This is a genomic window from Streptococcus suis (assembly GCF_002960425.1).
In the GTDB taxonomy this organism is placed as follows: domain Bacteria; phylum Bacillota; class Bacilli; order Lactobacillales; family Streptococcaceae; genus Streptococcus; species Streptococcus suis_S.
In genome coordinates this window covers 1-577 of sequence record NZ_POIZ01000078.1, presented here as the reverse complement: position 1 = coordinate 577, position 577 = coordinate 1, and the positions used below count along the sequence as shown (strand labels likewise).

1 pseudogene is annotated in these 577 nt (G+C 46.3%); it reads right to left on the bottom strand.

From position 1 onward, the window contains the following. Positions 1-577, bottom strand: a pseudogene (locus tag C1G57_RS09170) (YSIRK signal domain/LPXTG anchor domain surface protein); the annotation flags it as partial.

Here is a 577-nt window from a genome sequence, read left to right as displayed (position 1 = left end):
ACCGTCTCTACCGTCTTTACCATCACGGATAAAGGTAGTTTCACGACTGCCATCTGGCTTAACGATAGTAATCGTTTGACCTGAATTGCCGTCTTGGTCAGTTCCTGGGGTCACTGTGACTTCTGAATTCTTACCATCGCGACCGTTGAGAATAGTTTGACGACTGATTTCTTGACCGTCACCATCTTTGATGATAATGGTAGTACCGATAACCTTGTCTCCCTCACGAACTTCGATTTGTTCTACAAGTGGCGACTTGCCATCCTTACCGTCAACACCGTCTCTACCGTCTTTACCATCACGGATAAAGGTGGTTTCGCGACTGCCGTCTGGCTTAACAATAGTAATCGTTTGACCTGAATTACCGTCTTGGTCAGTTCCTGGGGTCACTGTGACTTCTGAATTCTTACCATCGCGACCGTTGAGAATAGTTTGACGACTGATTTCTTGACCGTCACCATCTTTGATGATAATGGTAGTACCGATAACCTTGTCTCCCTCACGAACTTCGATTTGTTCTACAAGTGGCGACTTGCCATCCTTACCGTCAACACCGTCTCTACCGTCTTTACCATCA